Annotated in this window: 22 protein-coding genes and 1 pseudogene; 2 read left to right on the top strand and 21 right to left on the bottom strand. The window is 71.8% G+C overall.

Annotation, left to right across the window (positions count from 1 at the left end):
- Window positions 1-2: 2 nt before the first annotated feature.
- The 11 genes from ACQP0N_RS32350 to ACQP0N_RS32300 form a co-directional block, all read right to left on the bottom strand.
- On the bottom strand, window positions 3-398 hold the full coding sequence (locus ACQP0N_RS32350; RefSeq protein WP_433116422.1) for a hypothetical protein: 396 nt from the start codon (window positions 396-398) through the stop codon (window positions 3-5).
- Window positions 395-802 carry an EndoU domain-containing protein gene (locus ACQP0N_RS32345; RefSeq protein ID WP_433116420.1) on the bottom strand — a complete coding sequence of 136 codons (408 nt, stop codon included), beginning with the start codon at window positions 800-802 and terminating at the stop codon, window positions 395-397. Before ACQP0N_RS32345 ends, ACQP0N_RS32350 begins: the two co-directional genes overlap by 4 nt.
- A gap of 88 nt (window positions 803-890) precedes the next feature.
- Window positions 891-1,385, bottom strand: coding sequence for a hypothetical protein (locus ACQP0N_RS32340; protein WP_433116418.1), 495 nt, complete (start codon window positions 1,383-1,385; stop codon window positions 891-893).
- A 6-nt stretch (window positions 1,386-1,391) separates the two neighbouring features.
- Entirely contained in the window at window positions 1,392-1,703 is a 312-nt protein-coding gene (locus tag ACQP0N_RS32335; RefSeq protein WP_433121897.1) for a hypothetical protein, read from the bottom strand.
- A gap of 10 nt (window positions 1,704-1,713) precedes the next feature.
- The gene (locus ACQP0N_RS32330) at window positions 1,714-2,139 is read right to left on the bottom strand and encodes a YbaB/EbfC family nucleoid-associated protein (RefSeq protein WP_433116416.1); all 426 of its coding nucleotides are present in this window, start codon (window positions 2,137-2,139) and stop codon (window positions 1,714-1,716) included.
- 216 nt (window positions 2,140-2,355) lie between these two features.
- A complete protein-coding gene (locus tag ACQP0N_RS32325; RefSeq protein ID WP_433116272.1) occupies window positions 2,356-3,579 on the bottom strand; it encodes an IS110 family transposase in 1,224 nt (407 codons plus the stop codon).
- A 218-nt stretch (window positions 3,580-3,797) separates the two neighbouring features.
- Entirely contained in the window at window positions 3,798-5,438 is a 1,641-nt protein-coding gene (locus tag ACQP0N_RS32320; protein WP_433116414.1) for a cation acetate symporter, read from the bottom strand.
- Between the two features lies 1 nt (window position 5,439).
- Window positions 5,440-5,853, bottom strand: coding sequence for a hypothetical protein (locus ACQP0N_RS32315; RefSeq protein WP_433116412.1), 414 nt, complete (start codon window positions 5,851-5,853; stop codon window positions 5,440-5,442).
- Window positions 5,854-5,897: 44 nt separating this feature from the next.
- The gene (locus tag ACQP0N_RS32310; protein WP_433116410.1) at window positions 5,898-7,694 is read right to left on the bottom strand and encodes a DUF4153 domain-containing protein; all 1,797 of its coding nucleotides are present in this window, start codon (window positions 7,692-7,694) and stop codon (window positions 5,898-5,900) included.
- Window positions 7,695-7,927: 233 nt separating this feature from the next.
- Window positions 7,928-9,001, bottom strand: a complete 1,074-nt coding sequence (locus ACQP0N_RS32305) for a HAMP domain-containing sensor histidine kinase (RefSeq protein WP_433116408.1) — start codon at window positions 8,999-9,001, stop codon at window positions 7,928-7,930.
- Complete coding sequence (locus ACQP0N_RS32300; RefSeq protein ID WP_433116406.1) at window positions 8,998-9,675, bottom strand: response regulator transcription factor; 678 nt, start codon at window positions 9,673-9,675, stop codon at window positions 8,998-9,000. The genes ACQP0N_RS32305 and ACQP0N_RS32300 overlap by 4 nt, the downstream gene beginning before the upstream one ends.
- 183 nt (window positions 9,676-9,858) lie before the next feature.
- Between ACQP0N_RS32300 and ACQP0N_RS32295 the strand changes: the two genes are divergently transcribed.
- Complete coding sequence (locus tag ACQP0N_RS32295; protein ID WP_433116404.1) at window positions 9,859-10,410, top strand: Uma2 family endonuclease; 552 nt, start codon at window positions 9,859-9,861, stop codon at window positions 10,408-10,410.
- On the opposite strand, the gene ACQP0N_RS32290 is transcribed toward ACQP0N_RS32295, so the two are convergent.
- From ACQP0N_RS32290 to ACQP0N_RS32270, 5 genes and pseudogenes are all read right to left on the bottom strand, one after another.
- A complete protein-coding gene (locus tag ACQP0N_RS32290; RefSeq protein WP_433116402.1) occupies window positions 10,356-11,072 on the bottom strand; it encodes a DUF5701 family protein in 717 nt (238 codons plus the stop codon). The two genes, ACQP0N_RS32295 and ACQP0N_RS32290, sit on opposite strands and share 55 nt — an antisense overlap.
- Before the next feature lie 66 nt (window positions 11,073-11,138).
- Window positions 11,139-11,897, bottom strand: a complete 759-nt coding sequence (locus ACQP0N_RS32285; protein WP_053651534.1) for a LytR/AlgR family response regulator transcription factor — start codon at window positions 11,895-11,897, stop codon at window positions 11,139-11,141.
- Window positions 11,894-13,119, bottom strand: a pseudogene (locus ACQP0N_RS32280) (sensor histidine kinase). The gene ACQP0N_RS32285 and the pseudogene ACQP0N_RS32280 overlap by 4 nt, the downstream one beginning before the upstream one ends.
- A 32-nt stretch (window positions 13,120-13,151) precedes the next feature.
- Window positions 13,152-14,723 (bottom strand): sugar transferase, encoded by a 1,572-nt coding sequence (locus ACQP0N_RS32275; protein ID WP_357131827.1) that lies wholly within the window; start codon window positions 14,721-14,723, stop codon window positions 13,152-13,154.
- 265 nt (window positions 14,724-14,988) lie between these two features.
- Window positions 14,989-15,849, bottom strand: a complete 861-nt coding sequence (locus ACQP0N_RS32270) for an Fpg/Nei family DNA glycosylase (protein ID WP_357131550.1) — start codon at window positions 15,847-15,849, stop codon at window positions 14,989-14,991.
- A 24-nt stretch (window positions 15,850-15,873) separates the two neighbouring features.
- Between ACQP0N_RS32270 and ACQP0N_RS32265 the strand changes: the two genes are divergently transcribed.
- A complete protein-coding gene (locus ACQP0N_RS32265; protein WP_433116399.1) occupies window positions 15,874-17,139 on the top strand; it encodes a glycosyltransferase family 4 protein in 1,266 nt (421 codons plus the stop codon).
- Between the two features lie 244 nt (window positions 17,140-17,383).
- On the opposite strand, the gene ACQP0N_RS32260 is transcribed toward ACQP0N_RS32265, so the two are convergent.
- The 5 genes from ACQP0N_RS32260 to ACQP0N_RS32240 all read right to left on the bottom strand — a co-directional run bounded on the left by ACQP0N_RS32260 (window position 17,384) and on the right by ACQP0N_RS32240 (window position 20,840).
- Window positions 17,384-18,106, bottom strand: coding sequence for a CDP-alcohol phosphatidyltransferase family protein (locus ACQP0N_RS32260; RefSeq protein WP_433116397.1), 723 nt, complete (start codon window positions 18,104-18,106; stop codon window positions 17,384-17,386).
- The gene (locus ACQP0N_RS32255; RefSeq protein ID WP_433116395.1) at window positions 18,081-19,148 is read right to left on the bottom strand and encodes an iron-containing alcohol dehydrogenase family protein; all 1,068 of its coding nucleotides are present in this window, start codon (window positions 19,146-19,148) and stop codon (window positions 18,081-18,083) included. The genes ACQP0N_RS32260 and ACQP0N_RS32255 overlap by 26 nt, the downstream gene beginning before the upstream one ends.
- Window positions 19,136-19,867: a sugar phosphate nucleotidyltransferase gene (locus tag ACQP0N_RS32250; RefSeq protein ID WP_433116393.1), complete on the bottom strand. Its 732-nt coding sequence runs from the start codon at window positions 19,865-19,867 to the stop codon at window positions 19,136-19,138. The genes ACQP0N_RS32255 and ACQP0N_RS32250 overlap by 13 nt, the downstream gene beginning before the upstream one ends.
- 77 nt (window positions 19,868-19,944) lie before the next feature.
- Window positions 19,945-20,712: a hypothetical protein gene (locus ACQP0N_RS32245; RefSeq protein ID WP_433116391.1), complete on the bottom strand. Its 768-nt coding sequence runs from the start codon at window positions 20,710-20,712 to the stop codon at window positions 19,945-19,947.
- A complete protein-coding gene (locus tag ACQP0N_RS32240; protein ID WP_433116390.1) occupies window positions 20,709-20,840 on the bottom strand; it encodes a hypothetical protein in 132 nt (43 codons plus the stop codon). The genes ACQP0N_RS32245 and ACQP0N_RS32240 overlap by 4 nt, the downstream gene beginning before the upstream one ends.
- Between the last annotated feature and the right edge of the window lie 70 nt (window positions 20,841-20,910).

Below are 20,910 nucleotides of genomic sequence, written 5' to 3'. Positions count from 1 at the left end.
CGTCACAGCCCCGGGTACGGGTGCGTCCGCCCGTTCTCGCTCTCCCACTCGACGACCGCTCGCGTGCGGTCCGGGTCCTCGGCGAGCAGCCGCCAGTACTGCGCCACGACCCGCCGGGTCTCCGCCAGCGGATAGTGGGCGTGCAGGACATCCCGCCACAGATTCTGCAGGTCGACGCCTTCCGCGCTCAGCTCCGCGGCCCAGGCGTTCCCCTCCCAGCTCTCGCTCTCCTTGCGTCCGGCGGCGATGTCCTCAAGATCGGCCAACAGGTCGAGGCAGAGTTCGTGGACGCTCTGGATGTCGTCGGTCAACCACATGCCGAGGCAAGCGAGCCGCTGGTCTGTCGACTGGTACTCGGCGATGCGCTCCTTGGACCAGTGGAACTCGATAGTGCTCAAGGAGTGCCTCCAGGCAGAGTGGGGTAGCCGTGGCTGAGAGTGTCGGTCTCTGGATCGTAGAAGCCTTTCAGATGGACACCGTTGAACGTGCCTGACCACCGTCCGGTCTGCGGATCCTTGACGACGTCCGGCGAGTTGAATCCACGGGTGATCGCGTTGTCGACGTCCTGCGGTGTCCAGTGGTCGGGGAAGAAGGTGCTACCGCCGCGCTTCTCCTGCCACTCACCATTGCGTCGGTTCTGCATGGCGACCTTGCCGTTGTAGACGCCAGTTCGGCTGTCCCGTTTCGTCACCTTGATCAGCTTTGCGCCCGGTGGGTCGATGCCTCCCGGTCGGTGGTGCCATCCCGAAGCTCTGCCGTCGCGTTCCCCGAGCAGGGTGTGCCGCAGCCGTTCCGGCGTCATGCCGTCCGTACGTTGACCGCGCCGCGCTCGCGCCCTCTGTTTGCGCAGGTGGGAGAGGGCCGACCGGATGAACTTGCCGCGCCCGCGCTTACCCATCGAGGAGCGCGCCGATCACCTGGTCGATCAGCAGGCCGACGATCTCGCGGGTGATCATTTGGAAGATGGGGATCTCCGCCAGCGAGGCGCCGAACGTGGCCACCGCCGTCGCCACCGCCTGGGCGATCTCCACCGACAGGATCACCAGCTGCACGATGACCTGGATCTTCAGGGCGAGGACGATCGCGCCGATGATGATCAGGCCGGTGCCGGCCAGGGTGGCGGCGAGCGCACCATCCTGTAGCACCTGCACCGGCCCGTCCTGCTCGGTCCAGTACGCCTGGAAGGCGTCGATGTCGGCGCCCGCGTTGCCGGCTGCGACCGGCTGGGCCGCCTGTCCCGCCTCCGTCGTCAGGGTTTGCAGGGTGCCGCTGAAGGCGAGCCACCGTTGGCCCATTTCGACCAGCGCGGTCTCGTCCGCCTGCGGCCAGTCGTACCCGATCATGCTGAGGAAGGTGGTCAGCTCACCCGGCAGTTGCAGTCCCACGTCACCTCACCCGAGTTCCTGGCCGAGCCCGCTCAGGTGAGCCGTGATGGCCCGCTCGTCCTCCTCGACGAGGTGTGCCATCCGGTTGAGGTCCACGCCGACCACACCAAGCTCCTCGATTGCCGACTCGAAGCACTCCGCCGCGTACGCGGTCACCTCCTCGCAGGCGGCGCCGATCAGGCTGCCGATGTCGTCGTTGCCCCAGGGCACGCCGAACCCCTGCAGGTCAGACAGGAAGGTGCGCAGTTCGGTGAGGAAGCGATCGGAGATGTCCTGGAGGTCGGTGCCTGCCCCGCGCAGGCCCTCCGGGTCCACCATGCGGGCCACGTCAGGGCCTTCCACCGGAGGAGAGCCGGTCCTGAACGCTGCCGAGGGTGTCGATGAGACCCTGCAACTGCGGTACGGCACCACGTTGCAGCTCACGCAGCTGTTCCAGCATGGCCGCCGTGTCCGGCGTGGCGGTCGCGTCGGCCAGCGCTGCCCGCAGGTCCGTCAGGGCCGCGTTGGTGGCCGTGCGGATCTCCTCGGCCAGGCTCTCCGACGCCGAGCGCATCAGCCTCGGGTCGATCCACACCGACTCGATCTGTCCGCCCGGGAGGGCGACCACGCGTACCAGTCCGTCGGCAGCCTCACCGACGCCCTGGAGGGGAGGCGCCAGCTCGCTCGACGCTTCCGGATCGCCTCCGGCGTGACCGCGGTCGAGCGTAGACAGCAGCTCCGAAATGGACCTGCTCAAATCCGAGGGGTTTGCCACGATCCGCAGTGTAGTAAGGCCCGCACGGCCGTCTCAGCCCTCAAAACCACCACACCCTCGCGCGATCTTGCACTTTCGGTTGTCCTAATGCGAAGAATGCCCGTCATGCCGCGACAGAAAGTGCAAGATCGCGGGCGGGGGCGCGGGCGCGGGCGCGGGCGGGGGCGGGGGCGAGGGCGAGGGCGAGGGCCGGGGGGGGTGTCCCTATGAGTTTCGTCAAGCGGGGACGGGGCTGGTGGGGTGTGGCTGGTAGGGGTTCTTGTCGCGGAGCATGGCGAACAGGACGTCGCAGCGGCGGCGGGCGAGGCAGATGAGAGCGGCGTTGTGGCGTTTACCTTCGGCGCGTTTGCGGTCGTAGTAGGTGCGGCTGACGGGGTCGGCGAGGGATGCGAACGCGGCGAGGAAGAACGCGCGTTTGAGGTTCTTGTTGCCGCCGCGGGGTGGGTGCTCGCCGCGGATGCTGCTGCCGGATCGTCGGGTCACGGGGGCGAGGCCGGCGTAGGCGGCGAGGTGCCCGGGGGTGGCGAAGGCGGTGCCGTCGCCGACTTCGAGCAGGATCCGGGCTGCGGTCCTGACACCGATGCCGGGCATCGAGGTCAGGACCGGGGCAAGAGGGTGCGCATCAAGCATCCCCTCGACCTCTTTCGCGACTTGGTCGCGTTGTCTCAGGATGTCGCGAAGGCTGTCCGCGAGGCGGGGCAGGATCGTCTCCGCGGCCCGGGTGCCCGCGACGGTGACGCTCTGCTCATCAAGGGCCGTCATGATCTGCTCGATGAGGCGTTCACCCATCCGGGGTGCGTGGACGGCGGCGATCGAGAGCAGTTTGCGGCGGCCGGCCTTGCGTAGCCCGAGTGGGCCGCCGCAGCGGGACAGCAGTTCAAGGACCGCTTTGTGGTTGACCTTGGGGCCAAGGACTCGTTCCAGGGCGGGGTGGATCTGCGTGAGCAGGCCCCGGATCCGGTTGGACACGCGAGTGGCTTCGCCGGCGAGATCGTCATCGAAGCCGACGAGGACTTCCAACTCAGCCAGGGTTTCGTCGCCGACGTCGACCCGCCGCAGCGTGTGCGGCAGGGTGCGGGCGGCATCAGCGATGACATAGGCGTCGCGGGCGTCGGTCTTCGCCGCACCGGGGTGCAGGTCGGCGATCCGGCGCATCGCCAGGCCAGGCAGGTAGGCCACCTGATGACCGCACGCCCGGGCAACCGCGACCGGCAGGGCACCGATCGAGGCGGGCTGGTCGACCACGACCAGGACCCGACCGTGACGGGCGAGTTTGTCGAACAATTGCCGCAGCCGCGCCTCAGTGTTCGGCAACGCCGCGTCGTGCAGCCGCTTGCCCTCCGGCGTCAACCCGACGGCGTGGTGACCCTCTTTGCCAACGTCTAAGCCCAAGAAGACGCCGAATCCGTCGTTCACCGCACCCGCCTCCACGCATCGCATCGTGGCCCCGGCCGCTGGTCCAGGCGTCGGACTGCCGGCAGCCACGTTACGAAGAGACCTACCCCAACACGGGTGGCCGTGTCCCTATCAGCGGTCCGCCGACGCCACCCGACCCGGCGACAACACCCCCCGGATCATCCGAACGACAGGGGCAGGAAGTCATACCGGGCCGGGCGACCGAGGGTCCCCGGCTGGGGACGATCAAAAAGGTAACGGGGCTACAGGCGCAGGGCTTCGGGGGTGTGTAGGCGGAGCATGGTGGCGGCTACGTCGGCCGGTGCTCGGCGGCGGGTCGCCATCGACACCGCGACCATCACGGTGAAGGCCAGCGGCACCGTCCACGCGGCCGGCTGCGCGGTGAGGGTGGCGGGCCAGCCGGACAGCGGCGGGCCGAGGACGGTCACCAGCACCGCGCCGATCGCCGCCCCGCCGCCGGCCAGCACGCCGGCGGCCGCGCCCAGGTCGGTCAGACCGCGCCACCAGATGCCGAGCACCAGCAGCGGGCAGAAGCTCGACGCGGCGACCGCGAAGGCCAACCCGACCACCTGTGAGACGTCCAGGCCGGAGACGTGCAGGGCCAGCACCGCCGGTACGCCTCCGGCGATGACTGTCGCCCAGCGGAAGCCGCGTACCGAGCCGCGGCCGAGCACGTCCGTCGAGATCACCCCGGCGACGCTGGTCAGCAGGCCGGACGAGGTGGACAGGAAGGCGGCGAACGCTCCCGCCGAGACCAGCGCGGCGAGCAGCCGCCCGGTGAGCCCGTCACCGAGGACCGCGCCGGGCAGCAGGACCACCACCGCGTCGGTCTGCCCGCTGACGAGCAGTTGCGGGGTGTAGATCCGGCCCAGCACCCCGTACAGGGTGGGTAGCAGGTAGAAGACGCCGACCAGGGCCAGCACCACCAGCGTCGTCCGGCGTGCCGCCGCGCCGTCGGGGTTGGTGTAGAAGCGGACCAGCACGTGCGGGAGACCCATCGTGCCCAGGAAGGTGGCCAGGATCAGCGAGTACGTGCCGAACAGGCCCCGGTCGTCGGCGCCGGCGGCGCTGGGCAGCAACCAGTCCGCCGCGTCGGTGGCCACTCCGGACACCTGCGGCACCGGGTCGCCGGCCGCGAAGGTCAGTTCGTCGCCGGGGCGTACCTCACGGATGTCACCGTCGGCCAGGGTGAGGGTCGCGCGGTGCTCGACCACGACGGTGGTCGCGGCCCGGAACGTCGGCCCGTCCGGCGGTGTCACCGCCGGGCGGGCATCGGCCTGCCACTGCAGCGCCAGGAAGATCACGGGTACGGCGAGAGCGGTCAACTTGAGCCAGTACTGGAACGCCTGGACGAAGGTGATGGCCCGCATCCCGCCGAGCGCCACGTTCGCGGTGACCACGGCCGCGACCAGAAGAGCACCCACCGGGTACGGGGAGCCGGCCACCGTGGCCAGCGTGAGCCCGGCGCCCTGCAACTGCGGCACCAGGTAGAGCCACCCGATGAAGATCACGAAGGCGGTGGCGAGGATGCGCAGGCGGCGTGACCCGAGCCGTAGTTCGCAGAAGTCGGGCAGCGTGAACGCGCCGGAGCGGCGCAGCGGCGCGGCCACGAACAGCAGGAGGGCCAGGTAGCCGGCGGCGAAGCCGACCGGGTACCAGAGCACGTCCACGCCGTACTTGAGGACCAGACCGGCGATGCCGAGGAAGCTCGCGGCCGACAGGTACTCCCCGCCGATGGCGGCGGCGTTCCAGGTCGGGCTGATGGCCCGCGAGGCGACCAGGAAGTCGGACGTGGTCCGGGCCAGCCGCAGCCCATAGAAGCCGATGCCGACGGTGACCAGGGTGACCGCGACGATGGCCGGAACCACGTAGTCGTTGCCCACGTCAGTGCTCCGGCCGCTGCACCAGATCGGTGAAGTCCTGCTCGTTGCGCTCGGCCAGCCGCACGTACGCCCAGCCCACCGCGATCAGGAACGGGAACGACGCCACCCCGAGCAGCAGCCAGGGCAGGTTGACGCCGGCCACGGTGGTCCGGCCGAGCGACGGCGCGATGGCGAACAGCCACGGCAACCCGCCCAGCCCGATGATGACCACCAGCGACAACCGCAACGCCAGCGCGAGCTGGGCCCGGACCAGGCCACGGACCAGCGCCTCGCCGACCTGGGTCTGCTGGGCCAGCTCGGCGCGGGTCCGCTCGGTGCGCGTGTCGCGCCGGGTGATGTCGGCCAACACGATCCGTTCCCGCCGGGGCGGCGGAACCGCACCGCCCGACCCCACGTCAGGGAGTTGCTTGGCCACCCCGGCAGTCTTGCCCGCCTCGCCGGATTGTCAAGCGTCGAGGCTCACCAGCCGCGCGGCACGAGGCAGTGCGAGGCCGGCCCGATCACCGGGATTCGGTCCAGCTCGGGGCGGGCGCGCTCCCGTCCGAGGTTCGTCGCCCAGACACCGTCCCGTGGCAGTTCGACGGCGAGCCGGGACAGAGCGCAGATCCGCATCGGCTCGGGCAGCCGGGCCAGGGCGGGTACGGCGTCCGCCGAGAGGCCGGACACGTAGTCGACGTCCAACCGGCCGGTCTGCAGGTACCGGTCGACGTTCCGGTCGGCGATCAGCCGATCGGGGTTGACCAGGGCCAACCCGAGCAGCGCCAGCACCGCCGTGCCGATCACCAGTCGAGGCAGCCAGGTGGCCCGCAGCCGTACCACGGCCACGCCGACCAGTACGAACAGCAGCCCGAGCCACAGTTCGACGGTCGCCACGACGAGCCGCAGGCGGGTGGCGCCGTACGCGTCGGCGTAGACCTGCATCCGGTAGAGCGCCGAGGCGACGATCACCAGGCTGAGCGCGGTGAGCGCCCCGAGCAGCGCGCGGACGAGCAGCCGGTCGGTCCGCGTGGCCTTCGGTGCCCGACGGGCGGCGACGGCGATCACCAGCAGGGTGAGCCCGGTGACGGCGAGGAGTTGCCAGAAGCCGCCGCGCGCGTACTGCGCGTAGGTGAGCCCTGCCGTGCGCAGCACGTGCCCCGAGCCACCGAAGAGCACCGTCAACTGGACCAGTACGAACGCCGCGAACAGCGCGTCGAGCAGCACCAGCGGAAGCGTCCACTCCAGCCGGTGCGCCGGCCGCGCCGGCCCAGGCCGCAGGTCGTCGAGGTTGGGCGGTCGACTGACCAGGTACGCGGCACCCAGCAGACCGCCGCCGATCAGCAGCAGACGGAACGTCCACCCGATCGTGCCGGGCACCGAGATGTCGGGCAACAAGCCGCTGACCAGGTCGGCGAAGACCGCGTCGGCGGAGGAGAAGAGCAGGCCGAACAGCATCAGGAGACCGGCGGAGAGCGCCACGCTGGTCAGGACCCGTCCGACGGCGATACCCGAGCCGGCCGGTCGGGTGTCGCGCAGCCCGCGTACCGCCCAGGGGAGCGCCCGTACCGTCGCGGCCGGCGGCAGGGTCGCGGCCAGCAGCATCCCGAACGGGCTCCGCCCGCCGGTCACCGCGAGCGTCCCGGTCACCACGGCGGCGAGCAGGCAGAGCGCGAAGAGCCAGCCGGCCGCCCGGACCGTGCCCACGGCCACCAACGCGACGGTCGCGGCGGCCCAGACGACCTGCGCCGCCCGCCCCGATGCCCCCGTGGCATCGGGACGGGCGGTGGCCGCCGGGGTTACCCGGTCCGCCGGGGTTACCCGAGCCGCCGGCGTGGCCTGGGCTGCCGGGGTTACCTGGGCTGCCGGCGTGGCCTGGGCTGCCGGCGTGGTCGGAGCGGCCGGACCGGCCGTCGTGGCCGGCGTGGTCGAGGTGACCTGGGCCGTCGGGGCGGCCGGGGTAGCCGGGCTGGGCTGGCCGGTTGCGCTGGGCTGGGTCGCCGGAGTCGTCGGACTGGGTGAGGTGGTCGGTGGCGTCGGTGTCGCCGACGCGGGTGGAGTGGTCGACGGCTTCCCCCGAACGACGGCGGCGACGGCCAGCGCGGCGGTGCCGGCCAGCACGGCCACCAGCCAGCCGAGTCCGGGACGAACCATCGTGATCGTCGACGCGCCGAGGACGGCAGCCGCCGTCAGGGCCGCCAGGACGAGCGGGCGCGCGGCACCCGATGGCCCTGGCCAGCGCCGCTCGATCAGCGACGGTGGCCGGGGTACAGCCGCCATCGGCTGGGGCCAGGCCGGAAGCGGCCGTCCGGCGGGGCCGGTCGGCGGGGCCGCAGGACCTCCGGCCCGGGGTGCCGCTGGGCCTCCGGTCGGCGGTGCGGCTGGGCCTCCGGCCCGGGGTGCCGCTGGGCCTCCGGTCGGCGTTGCCGACGGGTTGGCTGTCGGCGGTGCCGGTGCTTCGGCGACCGGCGTCGCCGGGCCGCTGGTCGGAGGCGGAGTGCTGCCAGGGGTGGTCATGCGACCTCTCCTCGGTGTGGGCCGTTGTTCGGGATGGTGACCTGGATGCGGCAGCCTGGACGGGCGCCCTTGGCGGCGCCGACCGGGTCGAGGACCGCGATCCGGCCGCCGTGGAGTTCGACGACCCAGCGGGCGATGGCGAGGCCGAGGCCGGTTCCACCCCCGGCGGCGCGGTCGCCGCGGGTGAATCGTTCGAACACCCGGGACCGCTCGGCTGTCGGGATGCCCTGCCCCTCGTCGCTGACCTCGAAATGGAGCTGTCCGGCGTGTTCCTCGGCGCTCACCCGCACGGTGCCGCCCGGTGGGCTGTGTCGCGCCGCGTTGTCGAGCAGGTTGGCGAACACCTGGTGCAACCGCCACGGGTCGGCGTGCACGGCCAACGGCGTCGTCAACTCGTGCAGCCGGAAGTCCACGTCCAGCCCCGCGCCGGCCGCGCTGGCGGTAGCGTGCTCCACCGCCTCGTCGAGGAAGTCCCCGACGTCGATGGTGACCCGGCGCAGCGGCACCACCCCGGCGTCGAGACGGGACAGGTCGAGCAGGTCGGCGACGAGATGCCCGAGTCGTTCGGTCTGGGACAACGCCGCGCGCAGTGCCGCCGGCTCCGGCTCGGCCACCCCGTCCACCATGTTCTCCAGTACGCCCTGCAACGCGGTGATCGGCGTCCGCAGCTCGTGGGAGACGTTGGCGATCAGTTCACGCCGCCGCTGGTCCGCCGCGTGCAGGTCCTCGGCCATCTTGTTGAACGCCTGGGCCAGCTCGCCCACCTCGTCCCGGGAGGTGGCGCGTACCCGACGGGTGTAGTCGCCGCGGGCCATCACCCCGGCGGCGGCCGTCATCTCGCGCAACGGCGAGGTCATCCCGTGGGCGAGTACCTGCGAGGTGACCAGCGCGATGCAGATGGCGGTGATCGCCGTGCCCGGTGGGAGCCAACCGATGCCGTACCAGAAGTAGCCGATGGCCACCGCCCAGGAGGCGACCAGCAGGACGCCGAGCTTCATCTTGATCGAGCGGACCGGGTCGAGGGGGCGGGGCAGCACCCGGTCCAGCCAGTCCACCTGCCGGCCGGTCACGCGGGAACCTCCAGGGCGTACCCGACGCCGTGGACGGTCCGGATCAGGTCGGCGCCGAGTTTGCGGCGCAAGGCCTTCACGTGGCTGTCCACGGTGCGGGTGCCGGTGCCGTCGGCCCAGCCCCACACGTCGGCGAGCAGTCGTTCCCGGGGAAGCACCGTCCGGGGTCGCCCGGCGAGGTGCAGCAGAAGGTCGAACTCGGTCGGCGTGAGGTGCACGTCCGCCCCGGCCCGGCGAACCCGCCGTTCGGCTTCGTTGATCTCGATGTCGCCGAGGCGGATGGCGGGTGGCGCGGGGGCCGCGGCCCGTTCCATGCGGCGCAGCAGCACGTGGACGCGGGCGGCCAGCTCGCGCATCGAGAACGGCTTGGTGAGGTAGTCGTCCGCGCCGACGGCGAGCCCGACCAGCAGATCGGTCTCGTCGTCGCGGGCGGTGAGCATCAGCACCGGAACCGGCCGGACCGCCTGGATACGCCGGCACACCTCCAGTCCGTCGAACCCGGGCAGCATCACGTCGAGGACGACGAGGTCCGGCTGTCCGGTCCGGAACCGCTCGACCGCGCTGGGGCCGTCCGTGGCGATCTCCACGGCGAAACCCTCGGCGCGGAGCCGGGCGGCGACCGACTCGGCGATGGTGCGTTCGTCCTCGACGACCAGGACGCGGCGTTCCTTCATGGGGTCTGACTGTAGGGAGCCACCGTGGAGATCAGTGGGTGGCGTTGTGAACAACCTGTGGAGAACCCGTCAGCCCTGTGGATAACTCGGTGGTAATGGCGGCCGGCCTCCCCGAACGTCCGAGGTTCGTTGTGGACGACCAACCGAGCTGTCAGGGTGGACCGGTAGAGAGGAGGTGTGACGGTGACCAACCCTGCCCGGCCCGGCCGAGGTGACGCCTGGACGGTGGACGACCTCCAGGGCCTCCCCGAGGACAACCAGGTCTACGAGATCTTCGACGGGAGCCTGCTCGTGTCCCCCCATGCGGACGTCTTCCACGGCGCGGTCGCCAACCGCCTCCGCCGAATCCTCGACCGGCAGGCACCGGCTGGTCTGCTCGTCGGGCAGGACATCGGCGTCAGCGCGAAGCGCTCGTCGTACTTCGTCCCGGATCTGTTCGTCGCGCGCGAGAGCGCGATGGATCGGGGTGGCGCCGCGCTCGATCCGGTCGACGTGCTCCTCGTCGTCGAGGTGATCTCGCCGAGCAATGCCGGCCGCGACCTGGTGCTCAAACGGCACGAGTACGCGGCGGCCGGCATCGCCTTCTACTGGCTGGTCGAGCCCCGCAAGCAGACCTTGACGGTGCTCGTGAACGCGCCCGGCGGTTACCGGGAGCAGGTCGTCATGCCGGCGGGCGAGGTCTACCGCAGCGAACGGCCGTTCCCGCTGACGCTTGCGCTCGCCGACATCTTCTGACCGTCCAGGCCGACGCGCTCGGGGCGGGCCGAGGCGGAGCCGAGCCAGGTGTGCGGGTTGCCGTACCAGCACCAGCCGAGCTTCGGGGCGCCCTGGCTGATCCACAGCGCCGGCACCCGCCTGTCGCCGCACCGCGAGCCGACCAGCGAGAAGCACCTGTTGCTGGCCAGCGCCTCGGGGTAGAGCGTGATGAAGGCGAGCCCCTCGTCGATGGTCAGCGGAAGCCGATCCTGGGCGGTCATGCCCTCCATGGCCGCCGCTGGGGCGAGGTTGCGGAACTCCTCACCACGGTCGACGTCGAAGAGGAGATAGGCCGGCCCGGCGGGCACCTCCAGCTCCTTGATCGGGTCGAATCGCGGCAGGTCGTCCTCGGCGTAGTGCCGGTCGAGGAAGCCGGGCTTGCGCTTGCCGGCCAGGGTGGTGAGTTCGAGTCGGGGCTCCACGCCGATCAGGTCGCGCGTGACGACGAGCAGGAACGGCACCCGCGCGTCGGTGGGCCGGGGCAGGCCGGCGGCACCGTCGACCGCTCGGGATCGAAGGGGCGCGACCAGGTCGCGGAAGGCGCTGTCGGTCATCCCGGCCAGGGTCGGGTAGCCCAACTCCATCAGGCGGTCGAGCTGGCTGTCGAACTCGGTCTCGGCGTCGAACGGTGTTTCGGTCACGGCGGCCCTCCCGGTTGTCGTACGGCCTAGCGTACAACGTACGGGATGGTTGTCGGCATTCCTGGTTCAGCGACTCCAATCCTGCTTCGCCGCCCTGACCAGCTTGTCCTTCAGCTCGCGGGTGTGCCGCCGGCTCACCGGCAGCTCGGTGGAGTCGACCACCACCACGTAGCCGGAGTTCACCAGGCGCAGTTCCGCGATCAACTTCAACTGCACCAGGTACGACCGGTGCACCCGCACGAAACCCGCGTCCGCCCAGCGCTCGGCAAGCGTGGCGAGCGAAACCCGCACCAGGTGCGACCCCTCGGCGGTGTGCAGCCGCGCGTAGTCGCCCTGCGCCTCCACCCACCGCACCGCCGAACGGGGCAGCATGCGGGTCGTCCCGGCCAGCTCGATCGGGATGGTCGGATCCTCCTCGGCCCGGGCCAGCGCCGCCGGGTGCGACGGCACCACCCGCGAACCGATCACCCGCCGCAGCGACTCGGCCAGCCGCTCGGCGCGTACCGGCTTGCGGACGTAGTCCGTGGCGCCCAGGTCGAAGGCGTCCACCGCGCCGTCGTCGTACGCGGTGACGAAGACGATCGCCGGTGGCCGGGCGAACCGGCGCAGCACCCGGGCCAGCTCCATGCCGTCCAGGCCGGGCATCCGGATGTCCAGGAAGACCACGTCCACGTCGCCGTCGCGCAACAGCCGCAGCGCCTCCGTGGCGTCCCCGGCCGTGTGCAGCCGGGCCACCCGGGGGTCGGCCCGCAGGTGGTACGCCAACTCGTCGAGCGCGGGCGGCTCGTCGTCCACCGCCAACACGCGCAGGAAACCGGTGGTCACGAGCCGGCCCGTACGCCCGGGTGGAACTTCGGCACCCGCACGCTCACCCGCGTGCCCGAGCCCAGCCCGGTCTCGACGACCAGACCGAAACGGTCACCGAAGACGGAGCGCAGCCGCTCGTCGACGTTCGAGAGGCCGACGTGCTGGCCCGTGTCGTCACCCGGGTCGCCGGTGCTGCGGGCCAGTTCGGCGATGCCGGCGGTCAGCGCGGTCGGATCCATACCCACCCCGTCGTCCTCCACCGTGATGTGGCATTCGGCGCCCGCGTCCCGGGCCTCGATGCTCACCATGCCCGTGCCCGGCTTGCGGGACAACCCGTGCCGGACGGCGTTCTCCACCAACGGCTGGAGACAGAGGAAGGGCAGCGTCACCGGCAGCACCTCCGGCGCGATCTGCAACCGCACCTGCAACCGGTCGCCGAAGCGGGCCCGCTCGATCGTCAGGTACCGGTCGATCGACCGCAGCTCCTCGGCGAGGGTGGTGAACTCCCCGTGCGCCCGGAACGAGTACCTGGTGAACTCCGCGAACTCCAGGATCAACTCCCGGGCGCGCTCCGGGTCGGTGCGGACGAACGAGCCGATCGCGGTCAACGCGTTGTAGATGAAGTGCGGGCTGATCTGCGCCCGCAGCGCCCGGATCTCGGCCCGCGCCAGCCGCTCCCGGGACGAGTCCAGCTCGGCCAGGGCGAGCTGGTTGCCGGCCCAGTGCGCGGTCTCCAGGGTGGCCTGCACCAGCCCCGGCGCCGGCGCGTTGTCGGCGATCGCCACCAGCGCCCCGACCACCCGGGCGTCGGCGCCGTGCAGGGCGCGACCACCGCACCCCGGATCGGGCAGTCCACCCGGTCGCAGCGCAGGTCGGACTCCCCGAGCACCGTCGACCGCCCGGAGCTGATCGACCGCTGGGCCGCCGCGAGCAACTGCTCGCCGTGGTGCGTGCCGCGTCCGTCGAGGGCGAGCACCTCGTCGGCGTCCGTGAGCGCCAGCCCGACCGCGCCCACCAGGGCCCGCAGATGGCGTACGGCCTTCGCCGCGCCGGCCGCGCTCAGCCCCGCCCGGAGCGGTTCGGCGGCCAGCCCGGCGGTGTGCAGCACCTCGTAGGTGGCCCGCTGGGTGGCGGTGGCGATGCCGCGCCGGGCGCGTAGTCGCAGCACCGCCAGCAGAGCCGCGGTCAGCGCGGTGACCAGCGAGACGACGCCGACGACGGCGGAGAGGTTGCCACCCACGCAGCGATCCTGACGGCTCGCCGCCGCTCGCGCTAGTAGGCGCCCTTGCGGGCGAGCACCACACCGACCGTCCGCCACAGGATGCTGAGGTCGTACGCCAGCGACCAGTTGTCGACGTAGTAGAGGTCGAGCCGGACGGCCTCGTCCCACGACAGGTCGGAGCGGCCGGAGACCTGCCACAGCCCCGTCATGCCGGGGCGCACCAGCAGCCGGCGCCGCACGTCGCCCAGGAAGTCGCCGTCGTCGGCGGGCAGCGGGCGCGGCCCGACCAGCGACATCTCACCCCAGAGCACGTTGATCAACTGCGGCAGCTCGTCCAACGACGAGGCCCGCAGGAAGCGGCCGACCGGGAAGACCCGGGGGTCCTGCTTCATCTTGAACAGCATGCCGTCGGTCTCGTTCTGGTCGGTGAGGCTGGCCAGCCGGTCCTCGGCGTCGACGTACATCGTCCGGAACTTCCACACCCGGAACGTGCGTCCCTCGTGCCCCACCCGGGGCTGGCGGAAGAAGACCGGCCCGCGGTCGGAGATTCGGATCGCCACCGCGATCGAGATGAAGAGCGGGATCAGCAGCAGCAGGCCGAGGCCGGCGGCGACCCGGTCCATCAGGTTCTTGGCCAGCAGCGCCGGCCCGGAGAGCGTCGGCTCCTCGACGTGCAGCAGCGGCAGACCCTCGATCGGCCGGATGTGCACACGCGGGCCGGCGATGTCGGTCAACTGCGGGGCGACCACGAGATCGACCCCGGAGCCTTCGAGCTGCCAGGCCAGTCGGCGCAGCTCGCCCGGCTCGGCGCTGGCCGACCCGCACACGGCGATGGTGTCCCCGCCGACCTCGCGGACCAGGGCCAGGACGTCACGACCCGAGTGCACCGGCACCGGCGTCGGCACCCCACGGGCCGCCGCGTAGCCGTCGGTGATGTGGATGGCGACCGGCATCAGGCCGGCGGCCGGGCTACGGGTGACCGCCGCGTAGACCTCCAGGCACTCCGGGAGGGTGCCGACCAGCACCATCCGGTGCGCGGCCTGACCGGCCCGTCGACGGATGTAGTGCAGCGCCCAGCGGGCCACGAAACGGCCCCACAGGATCAACAGCAGCGCCCCGAGCAGCGCCGTGCCCACCGTCCACCGCGACAGCGCGGTCTTGGTGGCGAAGGCGAGGAAGGAGACGCTGGCCGCGACGGTGACGGCGGCCCGGATCACCCGCTTGAACTCGTCCGGGCCGAGCCCCAGATACCGCCGGTCGTACGCCCGGTTGCTCCAGAGGATGACCACCCAGCCCAGCGGGAGCAGCAGGTAGGAGATGGTGTGGAACCAGGTCGGGTCCTGGTTGGTGCCGGAGAAACCCGAGGCGGCCTGGTCGAAGAGTTGGATCGCGATCCAACTGGCGAACGCCGCCGCGCCGAAGTCGAGCAGCAGCAGGATCGCGGTGTAGGGGCGGTGCCACCGGGAGACACGTCGTCGCGCCCTGGCCCACGCCGACCGAGGGACGCCGTTGTGTGACGGCGGCGTCGGCGGCTGGATCTCGAAGCTGTCGACGTGCCGCACGAGTCTGCTCCGGCCTTCGTTGGATACCGGGCGCTGGAGGCTTGCCGTCACCTCACCCATGTCCTCCCGCATGACACGTGCCGCTCACTCGCCGTGAGGGCCCGGGTCGCCCACCGTCCCAGTCTCCCACGCGGGCTCCGGCCGGTCGCCGCCCCGCAGGAGATTGGCGACCGATGGTGTCGGCGGGATTCTGGCCGGCTCCGCACCATTTCAGAAGCCGGGGACCGGGCCACTATACCGATGGATGCGCCTGTGGCGAGAACGGTGGACCGGAGGTTCGGCTCACTCGGGTCGATTCCGCTCTGTAGTCGCCTCGTGGGATTACTCACCGTACGAGACGGGACAACCGTCGGTCAGCCAGCGGCTTCCCGCCGGTCTGACAGGTGGCGCAGTACTGCAGGCTCGAGTCGGCGAACGAGACTTCCCGGACCGTGTCGCCACAGACCGGGCAGGGCAGGCCGGTACGGGCGTGCACCTTCAGCCCGGATCGCTTCTCGCCCTTGAGCTCGGCGGCACGCTGGCCGAGGGACCGCTCGACGGCGTCGCCGAGTACCTGCCGCGTCGCCGCGTGCAGGGTGGCGAGCTGGGCGTCCGTGAGCCGATCGGTGATCGCGAACGGGGACAGCTTCGCGGCGTGCAGGATCTCGTCGGAGTACGCGTTACCCACCCCGGACAGCACCGACTGGTCGGTCAGCACCCCCTTGACCTGCCCGCGTCGGCTGCGCAGCCGCTCGGCGAAGGTGGGCAGGTCGGCGGCGAGCGCGTCCGGACCCAGCTTGGCCACCCCGGGCACCGCCGCCGGATCGGTGACCAGGTAGGCGGCGAGCTTCTTCTGCGTACCGGCCTCGGTGAGGTCGAAGCCGGAGCCGTCGTCGAGCCGGACCCGTACGGCGATCGGGCCCTTGCCCGGGCGCAACGGGGTGGTGGCCGGGAACGCCTCCCGGTAGTGCAGCCAGCCTGCCCGGGCGAGGTGCACCACGAGATGCAGGTCACCCTCGATCACCACGTCGAGGAACTTGCCGTGCCGACGGGCGTCGACCACCGCCTTGCCGGCGACGGCGGTGGGCGCCGGGTCGTACGTCTTCAGGGCGCTGATCGCGGCGATCTCCAGCCGGTCGACACGCCGCCCCACCGCGCGCTGCCGCAGGTAACCCGCGAGCGCTTCAACCTCCGGTAGTTCGGGCACCAGCCAACGGTAGCCTTCTTTCCCGTGAGAATCGTGGTGGCGCACAACCGGTACCGGGAAGCTCAGCCCTCTGGCGAGAACACCATCGTCGACGTGGAGATCGCCCAGCTCACCGCCGCCGGTGTCGAGGTGCTGCCCTTCATCCGCAGTTCGGACGAGATCCCCTCGATGTCGAAGGCCGCCAAGGCGCTGCTGCCGATCTCACCGATCTGGGCGCCCCGCGCGCAGCAGGACCTGAGCCGGCTGCTCACCGAGCACCGGCCGGACGTCCTGCACCTGCACAACCCGTACCCCCTGATCTCGCCCTGGGTGGTGCGGACCGCGCACCGGCACGGCGTGCCGGTGGTGCAGACGGTGCACAACTACCGGCAGGTCTGCTCCTCGGGGATCTACTTCCGCGACGGGGTGATCTGCCAGGACTGCAAGGGCCGGGCGCTGGGCGTGCCGGCGATCAGGCACCGGTGTTACCGCGACTCGGCGGCGCAGAGCGCGCTGATGGCGACCACCCTGGCGGTGCACCGGGGCACCTGGCGGTCGGTGGACCGCTTCATCGCGCTCACCTCGGCGATCGCCGACCACCTCCGCGACTACGGCATTCCGGACGATCGGATCGTGGTCAAGCCGAACGCCGTGCCCGACCCGGGGCGGCCGGCGCCGCTCGGTGACGGCTTCCTCTACATGGCCCGGCTCTCCCCCGAGAAGGGCGTCGACCTGCTGCTGGACGCCTGGCGACGGCATCCGGTGGGCACCCTGGGAACGCTGCGGATCGCGGGCGACGGCGAACTGCGCGCGCTGGTGGAGGCGGCCGCCGCCGAACGACCCGACGTGGTCTACCTCGGTCAGCTCGACCGCGCCGGGGTCCGGGCCGCGGTCGAGGCCAGCGCCGTGGTGATCGCCGCCTCGATGTGGCACGACGTGCTGCCGACCGTGATCATCGAGGCGCTGGCGAGTGGTCGTCCGGTCCTCGGCACCGCGTTGGGCGGCATTCCGTACCTGCTGGGAGCGGACGCCCCGCACGAGCCTGCCGGCACCGGCCCGGCCGAGGTCGCCTCCGCGGTCGCCGGGGACGGCGGACCGGCGATGCCCGCCGGGATCGATCTGGGCGAGGCCGGTTGGGTCGTCGCCCCGGAGCCGGCCGCGCTGGCCAACGCCCTGCCGGTCGCCCGGGCGGGCGCGTCCGGGCTGACCCAGGCCGCGCGCGCCCGCTACGAGCGCACCTTCCACCCCGACGTGGTCACGAAGCAACTCATCGACATCTACGCGGGGATGGTCCACGCCGTCAAGCCGTGATGCGGGCGCGCGGGAGCGCCGTCACCCGGGAGCGCCGTCACCCGGGAGCGCCGTCACCCGGGAGCGCTGGAGCGCCGTAGCGCGGGAGGAGGCCACCTACCGTTCGCTCCCTTTGCTCTGCTTCACCGGAGGAAACACCCGGTGTCCGGATATCGGACGCCGGGTGTTTCCTGGGTTGAAGCAGAGCAAAGGAGGACTCGAACACCCTTGGCACCCGGTCGGGGAGTGGCGCGGGCGGCGGGGGTCAGCGCAGCGAGGCGCGGGCGGAGAAGGCGATGCTGGCCAGCAGGAAGCCGCCGTTGACGACGGTGAACGCGACAAGCACCCACAGGACCAGGGCGGGGGCCACGGCGAGGACCAGGGCGGCCACGAAGACGACCGCGCCGTAGTCGCGGACCAGCTTCACGAGGCGTACGGGCAGCGAGGTCGAGGTGACCATGCTGGCGGCGTTCGGGCCGGCCTGCATGACCGAGGTGACCAGGTTGACCATCCAGGTACCCGCGAAGGTGGCCACCAGCCAGGTCGGGGTGGACGGCTCCTGCGCGACGGCGGTGGCGGCCAGCGCGGCCACCAGGGCGATCTGCGCGGCCACGTCGCAGAGCACGTCGATCCGGGCCCCGGCCGCGCTGCCCTGGCCGGTGACGCGGGCGAGCTGTCCGTCGGCGCAGTCCAGGGCGTACGCGACCTGCCAGCCGACGAGCGCGATCAGGCCGACTACCCAGGCCGGTACGTCACCGTCGGCGACCGGGCCGGCGAGCGCGACCACGGAGATCGAGGTGGCCAGCCCGAGCACCAGGTTGGTGAGGGTCAGCGCGGTCGGGCGTAACCCGAGGCGTTGCGCGACCAGCGCGAACACCGCGCCGAGCCACTGGCTGATCGACTCGCTGAACAGGCCGCCGCCCCGGTTGACCCGGTGGAAGTCGGCGACGGTGGGACGGGGGTCAGCCAAGCTGGTCGCGGATTGCACCGGCGTAGTCTGCCAGCCGCTCCCGCGTCTCGGTAGGCGACAGGGCCAGGTGCTCGAGGATGGTGTACCGGTCCGGGCGGGTACGCGGCGCGAACTGCACGGCCTCCACGAACTGGTCGTCGGTGAGCGCCACCTCGGCGGGGAGCCGGGGCAGACCGTGCCGGGCGAGGCAGGCCGACATCTCCGCGAAGCGGCGGAGGTCGCCGCGCAGCCAGGTGCAGAACAGCGCCCCCAGCCCAGCCAGCTCGCCGTGCGAGGCGGTGCCGGGGTAGAGCGAGTCGACCGCGTGCATGATCTCGTGGCAGCCGCCGCTGCACGGACGGCTGGTGCCGTCGACGGCCATCGCCAGGCCGCTGGAGATCAACGCTTCGGCGAGGACGGTCACGAAGGAGTCGTCGCTCATGTCGCCGGGGTGGTTGAGCACCGCCTCGGCGCCCGCCCGGGAGAGCGATGCGGCCAGCCCGTCGACCGGCTCACCGCGTACCTGCCGGGACAGCTCCCAGTCGGCCAGCGCGCTGATGTTGCTGACCACGTCGCCGATGCCGGCCCGGTTGTGCCGGTCCGGGCCGCTCTCCACGAAGTCCAGGTCGACGATCACCGCGATCGGGATGTGCACCCCGTAGGAGCCCTTGATCCCGTCCGTGATGAGGCTGGCCACCGGGGAGCCGATCCCGTCGTTGGCGAGGCTGGTCGCCACCGACACCATCGGCAGGCCTCGGCGGGTCGCGGCGTACTTGGCGACGTCTATCGTCTTGCCACCGCCGATGCCGACGACCGCGTCGTACGAGCGGGCGCGGAGCTTGCCGCCCAGGTCGTCGGCGGCCTCGAGGGTCCCGCCGGAGACGGTGAAGACGTCCGCCGAGCGCAGCGACGGTTGGATCAGCTCGGCGATCTGGGCGCCCTGACCCGGGCCGAGCACCACCGCGACGTCGCCGCCGGAGGAGATCCGCCCGTCGGCCAGGATCGCGGCCAGGTCGGCGACCGCCCCGCGTCGCACGTCGATGTGCAGCGGGGTGAGGATGCTCCGGGCTAGTAGCGGCACGCGATCTCCCGCGCGCGGGCCAGGTCGGCGTGGTTGTCGACCTCGACCCACGGAACGTCACCGATCGGCGCGGCCCGGACCTCGCCACCACGGTCGGCGAACTCCTGGTAGCCGTCCTCGTAGTAGAGGTTCGGGTCCCGCCGCCAGGTCGCCTCCAGCGCGTCGGCGAGGGCGTCGGCGACCTGCGGCTCGATCAGCGTCGCGCCGATGTACTCCCCATACGCCTCACCCGGATCCATGATCTTGGTGATCCGCGTGAGCTGGCCGGCGGCGTCGAAGGTGGTCTTCATCTCCTCCTCGGCCAGCGGCTTGAGGGTGTCCACCGCGAGCAGGATGCCCGGACCGCGCTCGGCCAGCAGGGTCTTCTCCACGCTCACCGGGTGCACGGTGTCGCCGTTGACCAGCAGCACGCCGCGCGCGAAGTGCTCCCGGGCCAGCCAGAGGGAGTACGCGTTGTTCCACTCCTCGGCCTTGTCGTTGTGCACCAGGGTGAGCGTGACCCCGTACTTCTTCTCCAGCTCGGCCTGACGGGAGACGACCGCGTCCGCCGCGTAGCCGACCACGATCACGATGTCGGTGAGCCCGACCTCGGCGAGGTTGCCCAGCGCGATGTCCAGGATCGTGATCTCGCCGTCCACCGGCACCAGCGCCTTCGGCAGCGTGTCGGTGTACGGGCGCAGCCGGCGCCCCGCCCCGGCCGCGAGCACCATTCCGATCATCGCGACATCCTCCCTCGTCCTGCTGCCGTCACCGGTGGAGGATAGCCCCGGCAAGCCCGGCGACTCCGGCCAACCGGTCAGCCGGGCAGCGCCGCGAGGTCGGCCAGCATGGTCAGCCGCTCCTCGGCGGCGAGCACGGCGTACGGCCCGGCGGCCCGGCGGTCGGTCTCCAGTTCGATGGCGAGCCGCTCGGGGCCGGGCGGCAGGGCGGTGACGCTGGACGCGGTGTGCCCGGCCGCGGTCCAGGCGGCGGCGTGCGCGTCCGCCCGGTGGTAGCGCAGCGCGCCGAGCCGGTTGAGCAGCAGCACACCGGGCGGGGTGCCGTCCGGCTCGTGCGGGGGCGCGAGCGCGGCGAAGGCGGAACCGCTCCGGGTCCCCTCCTCGTCGGCCAGCACGAGGGCATACGCCACCAGCCGTCCGAGCACGGCGACCAGTCGGGCCACCCGCTCGTCGTGCCCGGACCACAGTTCCTCGGTGACCTCGGCGTGCACCTGGTACAGCTCGCCGAGGAAGGCGGCACCGCGCTCGGTGGCGGAGAGGGCGCCGTCCGGGCTCCGGTAGATCATCCCGTGGGCCACCTGCTTGTCCACGGCTCGTCGGCAGGCAATCGGGTCCCGGTACCTGGTGATCGCCGCGAACCCCGCCCCGTCGACGGCGCCACCGGGCGCGGCCAGCCGGGTACGTAGGTCGACGAGGAAACCGCTCGCCGCCGCTCCGCCGTAGCGCTGGGACAGCTCGGCCCCACCACCGTTGTGGCCGGCGAGCATGGTCGCGCGGAAGGTGCGGTCCACGGCCGGGGCGAGCAGCCCGGCGATCCGGTGCGGCGGCAGCGCGACGCTGTTCACCGGCCCATCGACCGCCGGAGCGCGAAGCCCTCCTCCGCGATCCGCCGGAGCAGGCCGTCGTAACCGACGTGGCGGCCGTCGCGGTCGACAATCAACGCGCCGGCGCAGCGCAGGGGCTCGGTGGACACGCGTCGACAGTAGCGAGCGCCGCCGCATCCCGACGATGTCCGGTCTTGTCCTGGAAACATCCACGGACGA

Origin of the sequence: Micromonospora sp. CA-246542 (assembly GCF_050942905.1) — a bacterium.
In the GTDB taxonomy this organism is placed as follows: Bacteria; Actinomycetota; Actinomycetes; order Mycobacteriales; family Micromonosporaceae; genus Micromonospora.
The sequence above is the reverse complement of the archived record's forward strand: the minus strand, read 5'-3'. Positions and strand labels throughout refer to the sequence as shown.

What these genes read in the sequence shown, in the direction of transcription:
- ACQP0N_RS32325 (WP_433116272.1), bottom strand. Translation starts at nt 3,579, where the DNA reads ATGCGATGCGTGGAGGCGGGTGCGGTGAACGACGGATTCGGCGTCTTC.
- ACQP0N_RS32275 (WP_357131827.1), bottom strand. Translation starts at nt 14,723, where the DNA reads ATGGGTGAGGTGACGGCAAGCCTCCAGCGCCCGGTATCCAACGAAGGC.
- ACQP0N_RS32310 (WP_433116410.1), bottom strand. Translation starts at nt 7,694, where the DNA reads ATGGCGGCTGTACCCCGGCCACCGTCGCTGATCGAGCGGCGCTGGCCA.
- ACQP0N_RS32250 (WP_433116393.1), bottom strand. Translation starts at nt 19,867, where the DNA reads ATGATCGGAATGGTGCTCGCGGCCGGGGCGGGGCGCCGGCTGCGCCCG.
- ACQP0N_RS32345 (WP_433116420.1), bottom strand. Translation starts at nt 802, where the DNA reads ATGACGCCGGAACGGCTGCGGCACACCCTGCTCGGGGAACGCGACGGC.
- ACQP0N_RS32335 (WP_433121897.1), bottom strand. Translation starts at nt 1,703, where the DNA reads ATGGTGGACCCGGAGGGCCTGCGCGGGGCAGGCACCGACCTCCAGGAC.
- ACQP0N_RS32300 (WP_433116406.1), bottom strand. Translation starts at nt 9,675, where the DNA reads ATGAAGGAACGCCGCGTCCTGGTCGTCGAGGACGAACGCACCATCGCC.